Source organism: Bariatricus sp. HCP28S3_F11 (assembly GCF_052065395.1).
Taxonomy (GTDB): domain Bacteria; phylum Bacillota; class Clostridia; order Lachnospirales; family Lachnospiraceae; genus Allocoprococcus.
Genome location: NZ_JBQHUC010000057.1, coordinates 1 through 10,341 on the forward strand (window position 1 = coordinate 1; position 10,341 = coordinate 10,341).

The following is a 10,341-nucleotide window of genomic DNA, read 5'->3' on the forward strand; positions in this document are numbered from 1 at the left end:
AGCTTTATCACTATATAAAACAGCAAAAGGTTTCTCATCAATTTTAGGGAACACTTCTTCTGCGAAAACCTTTGCCCAGGAATTTTCTAACGCTTTTTGCTCACGCGCAGTAAGTGCCAAAAGCAACGGCCCCACTAAGAGATGGAAAACCAGGAGCCTTTTGTATCAATTTGCCCGGAATTTTTCAGTTTACTGATTTCAGCTGACATGGCACTGCGTTCTACACCCAGATAATCTGCCAGTGCCTGTCGGTTATAAGGAATTACGAACTCCGTGCTACCGTGCTGTTTGGCTTGATCTAAAAAATAGGCCATTAATTTTTCTTTTGTTGATTTCTGTGACATATATCGGATTTTTTGTGACAGTGCCAAATTCTTTTGTGCCATCCCCTGAAGTAAATTCTTCATCAGGCGATTGTGAAAATGACAGGAATTGGAGCATGAGGTGAGAACACGTCTGCAATCCAGAAGGAGTACCGCACTGTCCTTGACGGCAATAACGCTTACAGGCATGGTTTCAAGACCGGCAAAAGAAAATACTTCTGCAAATAATTCTCCAGGCTGGAGGCAGGTCATTATGCTTCGGTTACCGTAATAATCTTCCCGGATCACTTGCACTGTACCGGAAAGAACAACACCTAAAAACCGGGCAGGGGTACCCTCAAGAAAAACTGGACTGCCTTTCGGGACATTAATAGTTTTACCATTCAGACATGCTATCATAGCATTCAAATCAGATTGTTCAATACCATCAAATAATGGGCATTTCGATAATATTTCAAAAAAATCTTTCACATTAATCCTCCTTTGTTGGAATTCCAACAGACATTCTTTTGCCAGTATAATAGAATAAGCTTGTAACGTCAAGTGCAGCAAATAAAAGGGAGGAAATACAATGATACGTAAAATTATTCAAATAGATGAAGAAAGATGTAACGGCTGCGGGGCATGTGCTGCAGCATGTCATGAGGGGGCCATTGGTATGGTGGATGGAAAAGCAAAGCTGCTTAGAGATGACTATTGCGATGGACTGGGAGATTGTCTTCCTACATGTCCCACAGGAGCGATTTCCTTTGTGGAGCGGGAGGCTGCTGCTTATGATGAGGCAGCCGTTCTGGCTGCAAAAGCGAAAAAGGAACAGCCGCTGCCTTGCGGTTGCCCGGGATCTGCAGCAAAAGCTATCAAACGTCAGGAGACTGATTCTGTATCAATCGCACCACAAGAATCTGAGCTTCGGCAATGGCCTGTTCAGATCAAACTGGTACCTGTGAAGGCTCCATGGTTTGATGGCGCAAAGCTTTTGGTAGCTGCGGATTGTACCGCTTATGCTTATGCTGATTTTCATAAGGACTTTATCAAAGGACGTATTACACTGGTAGGATGTCCTAAGCTGGATGCTGTGGATTATGGTGAAAAATTGACTGAGATTATCCGCAATAATGATATTCGCAGTGTTACAGTGGTACGGATGGAAGTGCCTTGCTGTGGAGGTATTGAAAATGCAGTGAAAACAGCACTTCAGGATAGCGGGAAATTTATTCCGTGGAATGTGGTGACGATTGCAACTGACGGTAGCATTATAGAAAGAGTGTAAGAATGCGGATGTGGCTAAATTGCAGGATGAGAAGATTACTGTTTCCTATTAATGCTTAGGAAACGTTTCTTCTCATTCTCGGGTTCACAGTCGTCGATTCATTTTGTTTGCCAATGAAACGGTTTATAATCATTCATGTGTGAAAAACTGTTTGGTATAATTCTTCTGCTCCCCGGTCTGCTTATCAAAGGTGATGCCCAGGGCCCCCAATTTTAGTCTTACAACCTGATGATCCAACTCTAAGGGTACATTGAGCATGTGGTTTTCTAATTTCCCATTGTTTTTGACAAGATACTCTACACCGAACGCCATTACAGAAAAAGACATATCCATAACATCGGCAGGGTTGCCATTTGCGTATACGAGATTGGCAACCCGTCCATCAGCAATAACAAACAAGTGATTGCCGTTTTCAAGGGTATACTCATCCAGATTTAAGTCCCTCAAAGGGACGGAGGTTTTGAAATCGGACACTGATTAGATCCAGAACCGGCATTTTCAGAATCGTTCTGGCAATGCTTTCTACAACAAATATCTGACATAATCGATAGCTTCTTCTGTCCGAGGACTGTTTGCAATGATTCCTAAATATACTATGTCACTAAATCCAGCATCAGAAATCATAGATGTTTGTGATAAATCCAGTCCAAATGGATGTTCTTCCGTGACTGCTTGATAAGTAATAGAGGGATCCAGCTGCAGATCGGTGGAATTGTCTTCAAGGATGACAGTATTTGTTACCAGATGAGGCTTTAATCGGTTATATAAATCTACATCTTCACTTGAAAGCAGTTCTTCCAGATCGCAGAGATATCCGTTTTGTGAAAAGGCATCAAATGCTTCTTTATTCATAAGGACAACATCCAGCTGTTTCCCGTCAATGGAAGCCAGGATCTTCATGCGGGATGCATAGGTGTATTCGTGATAGGGATTGGTCTCATCGTCGGTCAAATATAATCCGGTATATAGCTGCATGGTGGTTTTGGAAGTGTCTTGATCAAGAGAATCCAGAAAACCGGTGCTCAGTTGTTCAGTAAGGGAATCGCTTGCAGATACGTTGACTAAGGCAGTATAGAGGATTTTTTCCTTGTGGGTAAAATGTCCGTAAAGGGAATAACCAAGTATGTACAGAAGAATGCAAAGTACCACAATGGGCAGCTTATAATAATCCCAAATATACCGGATTTTTTGTGGCCCATGAAGGGTTTTCAGTTTTTCCAGCTCCGGTGACGCTTTTTGTTTCAGCTTCATGAGAATTCCTTTCTACTATGGTTTAAACGGCATCTGCCCAGACTGAAAACCTGTGACAGATACCGATAGGCAGTTATTGTGAATCGTCCGGTGAGGAGTTTTCGACAGACTCTGATTTCTCTTCGCACATCAACAGGATATTGGAAAGCAGGTAAGAACACAGGAAAGCGCAGAGTCCTTCACCAAAAATAATTGCGGGTGTAAAGATGTTTATGATTACGAAAATCATAATAAAGTAAATTACAGCCATCAGCACGGTGCAGAGCAGAAAGCGCATGCCAATCATAATTGAGTTTTTAAACATGGCCAGAGTTGTATTATTAAATCTGGCAAGAAGCGGAAAAATATACATCAATATGATGGCGTATGCAACGGCTGCTACAATCAAAACGGCGGTACAAATTGTCCAGAACGCATTCTCAAAACGAATGTGATACAGAACATAACCGTCTATTCCGAAGAGGATTCCAAATCCCAGAAGAATTAGCCAGATGACGGTTCCCTGTTTGAAATTCTCACGGAAAGAGTGGAAAAAGGCTTTTGTGATATTGCCTTCTTCGTTTTTGACCATTTTTAAAGTGACATAATATAATGCAGTTGTAGAAGCACCGATGGTAAAAACTGGAAGGCTGCAAAAAAACCACAGGATGTTAAGATATACTGCATTAACGATTTTTGTAATGAATTGCATGACCGGATTATCCGGGTTAAGTAAGCTGTTCATGATAGTCTAATCCTCCGTAGATTCTCTGTAGATCAGGTCAGTTTCAACGTGCATGGTTCGATAGTTTAAATCTGGTTCCTTTATTCGCGATATTAATAAATGTACTGCGTAGTAGCCCATGATCTGGCTGTGTATATGGATGGTTGTCAGAGAAGGCGTTATGATTTTTGATTCCGGAGAATCATCGAAACCGCAGAGGTACACATCTTTCGGAACAGAATAGCCAAGCCTCTTTAAAGCCTTTATGGCATCCAGAGCTACGAAATCATTTGCACAGATAAACACCTGAGGAAGCTCTTTCATATTTTTCAGACGATCTGTCAGGATCTCCTCATATTTGCGGGAAAATGGTTCGCGGTCAAGAATACTGTATTCGTCAGATATAGGTAAACCAAGCAGGTACATGGCATCGCGGTATCCCATATAACGTTCAAAAAAGGAATGGCAGTGCAGATAATCTCCGATAAATCCAATTTTTGTTTTTTTCCTTCGAGACATTTCCTCTACAAAGCGATAAATATTAGTGCGGTTGTCCATATATAACTTGTCTGCTACCAGCGGTGAACCCAGAGGATCGGCCGGAGTGTCAACAAAAAGGACAGGCAGATCAAGAGAGCAGACCATATGGCTATATGCGGAATCGAACAACTCGATGCAGACGATTCCGGCGGTCCTTTCTTTCGCAAAGGAAGGCGGGAGCAAAAGCCGGTGAAGGTCATCCGGAAGAATGCGGTACATGGTCAGACTGTAGCCTAACTGGGAAAGCTCTCGCTGAAATTTGTCCAGCATTGTGGATGCAAAATGGGAATTACCCAAAAAACTTGTGGTAAACAGCGCGATTTCACCGCGTTCATTCGGGGCGGAAAAAGAAAGGGACGGTTTGCCTGTGTCTGCAATTGTTACATATGAAAACTGTTTATATCCCATTTCCATTGCTTTTTTTAAAACTTTGTCTCTGGTTGCATCAGCAAGGATGCCCGTATTGTTAATCGCCTTAGAAACAGTGTTTCTGGAAACACCGAGGGCGTCAGCTATATCCTGTATGGTTACTCTGCCGGCCATATAATCCTCCTAATTATGTGAATGATTGTTACATAATATATTATAAAATGCAAAACAAAATGTGTCAAATGTAATAATGAAAAAAATTAGGTAAAAATGCATAAAAATAAAATGCTATAATTATAATAAATATACAATAATGTGACAAAAGTAAAAAAATGTAAAAACAATAAAGGCAAAATGCCAGAATTATATTGACCAAATGTAAAATATGTGGTATAAAATAATCATGAAATCTTGAATTTACTTTTACATTTGCACAACTAGATTGAGACGGCATGGATATATGTAGATGCAAAAGTATGGGGAGAGAAAAAAAGGAAGGAGGACAAAATGAAAACAAGTTCTACAGTTGTTTCTGACAAGAAACAGAACAAAAACTCAGCAGGTCTTCATAACACGCTTCTGTATTTAAAACAGCATTGGCAGTTGTACGTGATTTTCCTGCTGCCGGCCTTGGCGCTTACTTTGATTTTCAAGTATATTCCGATGGGCGGCATCATGATTGCTTTTCAGAAGTATAATCCGATCAAAGGTATTCTGGGAAGTGAGTGGGTAGGATTCAAGTATTTCGAACGGTTTTTGTCATCACCGGATTTTATGACTTACCTGATCAATACCCTGAAGCTTAGTGTTTACGGTTTGTTATGGGGGTTCCCGGTTCCGATTCTATTGGCATTTCTGCTGAATCGAATCCAGAGTACGGGAATAAAGAAGAAAATTCAGCTTGTTCTGTACTTGCCGAATTTTATCTCCGTAATTGTATTGTGTGGTATCGTGCGTATTTTCCTTTCAGTTACGGGACCGGTCAATTTACTGTTTGGTACGAGCATTAATTTCATGACCATGCCGGAAGCATTCCGTACCATTTATATTGCCAGTGGTATCTGGCAGGGAGCAGGCTGGGCATCTATCATGTATACGGCGGCGCTTTCTAATGCCAGTCAGGAATTGAAAGAGGCAGCGTTGATAGACGGTGCGAACATATTCCAGCAGATTAAAGCCGTGGAGTGGCCTGCGATCAAGGATTTGGTTGTGATTCAGTTTATTATGCAGGCGGGTAATATTATGAGTATCGGTTTTGAAAAAGCCTATGCATTGCAGACGGATTTGAACCTGCCCGCATCAGAAATTATCGCTACATATGTTTACAAAAAAGGTTTGCTGGATGGAGATTACAGTTTCTCGACAGCAGTAGGTTTGTTTAATACGGTAATCAATGTTATTTTGCTGGTAGTAGTGAATAAGATTGTTGCCAAAATGAATGATGGTAAAGGATTATAAGGAGGAGCGAGATGAAAAAGAAAAGCAGATTTGCCAGATATTCTCTACAGGATAAGGCGTTGCTGATGTGCGGATACATTTTGCTTGGACTGTTTGTGGTTGCCATTATAGTTCCTATGATTTATATTGTCGTAGCTTCTTTTATGGATCCGGTTACCCTGCAGAATAAAGGTATTACCTTTGATTTTAGCAAATGGACTCTGACTGCATATGAACGTGTTATTTCAAATAAGCAGATTTGGGTAGGCTTTAAAAATGCAGTTATTTATTCTGTTGTGTTTACCGTTGTGTCAGTTGCAATAACACTTCTGGCGGCATACCCGATGTCAAGAGCAGATTTTAAAGGACGAGGATTTTTTAATGTGATTTTTGTAATTACCATGTTCTTTGGAGGCGGATTGATTCCTACTTATTTGTTGATCAGCAATCTGGGACTGCTGGACAGTATGTGGGCAATTATTCTTCCTGGAGCCTTCAGTGTATGGAATATGATTATTGCAAGGACATACTATCAGGGAATTCCTGGTGAATTGAGAGAAGCGGCAGATGTAGATGGTGCCAATGAGCTGGTGTTCTTTTTTAAGATTTTGATTCCGGTATGTACTCCGGTTATTGCAGTGTTGGCATTATGGCAGTTTGTTGGTATGTGGAACAGTTACTTTGATGCAATGATTTATTTGAACGACTCAGCAAAACAGCCGTTGCAGTTGGTGCTTCGTTCTATTTTGATTCAGAATCAACCGGAATCAGGAATGATTTCTGATATGCAGAGCACAGCAGCAAGAGCACAGCTGGCAGAACTTTTGAAATACGCAACAATCATTATTTCAAGTTTACCGCTTCTGGTAATGTATCCATTCTTCCAGAAGTATTTCGACAGCGGTATTATGGCTGGTTCTATAAAAGGATAATGAATGAAAGGAGCAAAAAAATGAAAAACAAATATTTTAAGCGCATAGTTGCCGTGATGCTGGCAATGGGAATGGTTGTATCACTTACAGCGTGTGGCGGAAAGAGCACTAAAAAATTGAATAGCGGGGAATTTCAAGAAGTGGATAAGTCTGAACTGGAGTTTCCATTAAAAGAGACGACAACTTTAACTGGTATGACCAGTTACCCTGCAAATACGGAGTCAAATCCTAACAACCGTACAATCTTTAAACGTTTACAGGAAAAGACAAATGTCGAGATCGAATGGACGGCAATCCAGTCAGACCAGTGGGGAGATAAAATTACCCTCAACATGTCAAATCCGGACACTTTAACAGACTTTATCTTCACGGCAGGTTTTAGCGATAGTGATCTTCTTAAATATGCGGATCAGGGAATTATTATTCCATTGGAAGAATACATCGACGCATATATGCCGAATTTGAGTGCAGTATTTGAAAAATATCCGGAATATAGAACCATGTGTACTGATTCTGAAGGACATATCTGGGCTCTTCCGTGGATTGAACAGCTTGGCTCAGAAAAGACAGCAATCCAGACAGTTGGAAATATGAGCTTTATTAACAAAAAGTGGCTGGATTTCCTTGGACTGGAAGTTCCGACAACGGTAGATGAATTTGAACAGGTTTTAATTGCTTTCCGCGATCATGCATCTGAACTGCAGGCAGAATTCAATATTGACGGAAGCATCATTCCGATGGCATGTATTGTAAATGATGGTGACCAGGATCCGAGCATCCTCATCAATGGTTTTGGTGAAGGATACGGCGATGCTGATAAGGGAAGACATATTGCAGTTACTGATGACCTTGAAGTAATCTGTTCCGCAACACAGGAAGGTTATAAGAAGGGAATCGAATGGCTTCATTCTCTGTATGCAGAAGGTCTGATTGATCCGGAAGCATTTACACAGGAATGGTCTACTTACGTATCAAAAGGAAAATCCGGACGTTACGGCGTATGCTTTAGCTGGGATGTAGCAAATATTGACAATCTTCAGGATTGGGTTCCGCTTCCGGCATTAACAGCTGATACAAGAAATATCACTCCGCAGAATGGTTCTTTTACAAGTGGATTTGACCGTGGACGTTGCGTAGTAACAGCAGTTGCAGAGAATCCGGCTCTTGTATGTGCATGGCTGGATCAGATGTATGATCCGTTCCAGTCTCCGCAGAATAACTGGGGAACTTATGGCGAGGATGATGAGTTTGATATCTTTGAACTGGGTGAAAACGAGAACGGTGAGGAAATGCTGAAGCATGCTCCGCTTGGAGATGCATCTCCGGTTGAAGTAAGAGAAGCAGAGTGTGTTGGAGGTCCGCTTGCAATCCTGGATGAATACTATGGTGTATATGTAACATGCCCTGATGATGCACAGTATCGTTTGGATTGGATTAAAGATTACTATACTCCGGATATGAATACAAAATATGTATATCCAAATGTATTCATGTCTCAGGAAGATACAGAAGAACTTTCCAATCTGCAGGCAGATATCCAGAAAACAATCAATGCGAAAAAATCAGACTGGATCATGAATGGATTTACAGATGCAGACTGGGATAAATACTTGAAAGATCTGGATGCATATGGTCTGCAGGATTATCTGGACATTTTCCAGAAATATCTTGACAGCTACTATGAAAATGCAGAATAATAAAACGTTGACACTAGATAAATAATAATCGTAGGAGCAGAAATATATGACAAGTCAGACATTACGAGAAGCACGGAAGTATGAAGAAACTTATGACAAGAGAATAGGACTAGAAGACAGGCCGGGATTCCATTTATCAACAAGGGTTGGCTGGCTGAATGACCCCAATGGTTTCTCTTTTTATGAGGGGAAGTACCATCTGTTCTATCAGTACCATCCATATGACCCATATTGGGGACCGATGCACTGGGGCCATGCAGTGAGTGAAGATTTGCTGCACTGGGAGTACCTCCCGGCAGCTTTGGCACCTGATATGAGCTATGACAGAGACGGATGTTTCTCCGGAAGTGCGGTGTCACTTCCGGATGGGAGACAATTGTTAATGTATACGGGTGTTAAGAGAATACCTTTGGAAGAGGGTGGGTTCCGTGATGAACAAACTCAGTGTCTGGCGGTGGGGGATGGTCTTGATTATGAAAAATATGAAAAGAATCCCGTGCTTGATGTGGAGAATATTCCAGAAGGGTGCAGCAAAGCAGATTTTCGCGATCCTAAAATGTGGGTAAATGAAGATGGAACCTATAGCTGTGTGGTCGCAAACCGGGCAGCAGATGGCAGTGGACAGCTTTTGCTGTATACCAGTCAGGATGGTTTTGAATGGAAGTTCAAAAGTGTTTTGATCGAGAATCATAACCGGTTTGGTGTTATGTGGGAATGTCCGGATGTGTTTCACCTTGATGGAAAAGATGTGTTGATGTGCAGTCCGATGGATATGCTTCCTGAGGGATTTGAATATCACAATGGTAATGGAACTTTATATCTGTTGGGAACTATGGATGAAGAGAACGGTACATTTAAGGCGCAGACGGATCATGCAGTTGATTATGGGATTGATTTTTATGCACCTCAGACGATTTTGACACCTGACGGCAGGAGAGTGATGATTGCGTGGATGCAGAATTGGGACACCAGTCGTCTTCATCCCAAGGAAACTCCATGGTTTGGACAGATGACACTTCCAAGAGAACTCTCTGTAAAAAATGGTAGAATATATCAGAATCCTATTCGTGAGCTGGAGAAGCTGCGACACAATAAAGTAGAATACAAAGATGTTGTTTTCACAGATACTATCAGGCTGGATAAAGTGAAAGGAAGAAAAGTTGATCTGGAAATTGAACTGGAACCGGTAGAGGGAAAAGAACTGTATAAAAAGTTTGCAGTACGTTTTGCACAGGACTGCCAGTATCATACTGCAGTCAGCTTCCGTCCTTACGAATCTATTTTGAAGGTGGATCGTAAGTTTTCAGGTTCCAGAAGGGCAGCAATTCATCAGAGACGAAGCCAGGTTTCTTCAGAAAATGGAAAAATTAAACTGCGCCTGATATTGGATTGGTTCAGTGCCGAGATCTTTGTTAATGACGGAGAGCAGGTGATGACGATCACTCTATATACTGACCAGGCAGCAGATGGAATTTCCTTCTTCGCAGATGGAAGTGTAAAGATGAATGTTGTGAAGTATGATTTGATAGGATAACTTAGTGATCGGGACGTTCGATGCTGGGGGCAAAAGCCCTGGTATCGAACGTCCCTCTTTTGCTTTTTGTTGCTATTTATAAGTTTTTACCGTAGTTTTTGGTATATATGGCGTTGATTGTAACTATGCCCTTCCCATATTCTTATGCCAGTATAGGAGTTTCTGCATAATTCAAAGACCCTTTCACATAGTGAAAGAGTTTTCTAAAATTCAACGCTGCGATTTTACTTCCGAAGAAGAACCTTCCTCTTTGTTTTCCACGTGGAAGCTTTTCCAGATGATAGT

At 41.3% G+C, this 10,341-nt stretch carries 10 protein-coding genes; 5 read left to right on the top strand and 5 right to left on the bottom strand.

Features of this window, described 5'->3' with window-relative positions; all coding sequences use genetic code 11:
- Positions 1-134: 134 nt before the first annotated feature.
- Complete coding sequence (locus ACTNBR_RS15620) at positions 135-794, bottom strand: Crp/Fnr family transcriptional regulator (RefSeq protein WP_441019130.1); 660 nt, start codon at positions 792-794, stop codon at positions 135-137.
- Between the two features lie 100 nt (positions 795-894).
- Here ACTNBR_RS15620 and ACTNBR_RS15625 point away from each other — a divergent pair, with 100 nt between their 5' ends.
- Positions 895-1,593, top strand: coding sequence for an ATP-binding protein (locus tag ACTNBR_RS15625; protein ID WP_427820855.1), 699 nt, complete (start codon positions 895-897; stop codon positions 1,591-1,593).
- Between the two features lie 129 nt (positions 1,594-1,722).
- Here the strand turns inward: ACTNBR_RS15625 and ACTNBR_RS15630 are convergent, their stop codons facing one another.
- From ACTNBR_RS15630 to ACTNBR_RS15645, 4 genes are all read right to left on the bottom strand, one after another.
- Complete coding sequence (locus ACTNBR_RS15630; RefSeq protein WP_427820854.1) at positions 1,723-2,067, bottom strand: hypothetical protein; 345 nt, start codon at positions 2,065-2,067, stop codon at positions 1,723-1,725.
- Positions 2,068-2,115: 48 nt separating this feature from the next.
- Positions 2,116-2,844, bottom strand: a complete 729-nt coding sequence (locus ACTNBR_RS15635; protein ID WP_427820853.1) for a hypothetical protein — start codon at positions 2,842-2,844, stop codon at positions 2,116-2,118.
- Positions 2,845-2,917: 73 nt separating this feature from the next.
- Positions 2,918-3,568: a YesL family protein gene (locus ACTNBR_RS15640; protein WP_427820852.1), complete on the bottom strand. Its 651-nt coding sequence runs from the start codon at positions 3,566-3,568 to the stop codon at positions 2,918-2,920.
- 6 nt (positions 3,569-3,574) lie between these two features.
- Entirely contained in the window at positions 3,575-4,630 is a 1,056-nt protein-coding gene (locus ACTNBR_RS15645) for a LacI family DNA-binding transcriptional regulator (RefSeq protein ID WP_427820851.1), read from the bottom strand.
- A gap of 333 nt (positions 4,631-4,963) precedes the next feature.
- Between ACTNBR_RS15645 and ACTNBR_RS15650 the strand changes: the two genes are divergently transcribed.
- From ACTNBR_RS15650 to ACTNBR_RS15665, 4 genes are read left to right on the top strand one after another with little or no spacing between them, the layout of a single operon-like run.
- The gene (locus tag ACTNBR_RS15650; protein WP_427820850.1) at positions 4,964-5,914 is read left to right on the top strand and encodes an ABC transporter permease; all 951 of its coding nucleotides are present in this window, start codon (positions 4,964-4,966) and stop codon (positions 5,912-5,914) included.
- Positions 5,915-5,925: 11 nt separating this feature from the next.
- The gene (locus tag ACTNBR_RS15655; RefSeq protein ID WP_427820849.1) at positions 5,926-6,825 is read left to right on the top strand and encodes a carbohydrate ABC transporter permease; all 900 of its coding nucleotides are present in this window, start codon (positions 5,926-5,928) and stop codon (positions 6,823-6,825) included.
- Positions 6,826-6,845: 20 nt separating this feature from the next.
- Positions 6,846-8,522 (top strand): extracellular solute-binding protein, encoded by a 1,677-nt coding sequence (locus ACTNBR_RS15660; RefSeq protein ID WP_427820848.1) that lies wholly within the window; start codon positions 6,846-6,848, stop codon positions 8,520-8,522.
- Positions 8,523-8,568: 46 nt separating this feature from the next.
- Entirely contained in the window at positions 8,569-10,056 is a 1,488-nt protein-coding gene (locus ACTNBR_RS15665; RefSeq protein WP_441019132.1) for a glycoside hydrolase family 32 protein, read from the top strand.
- Positions 10,057-10,341 lie beyond the last annotated feature (285 nt).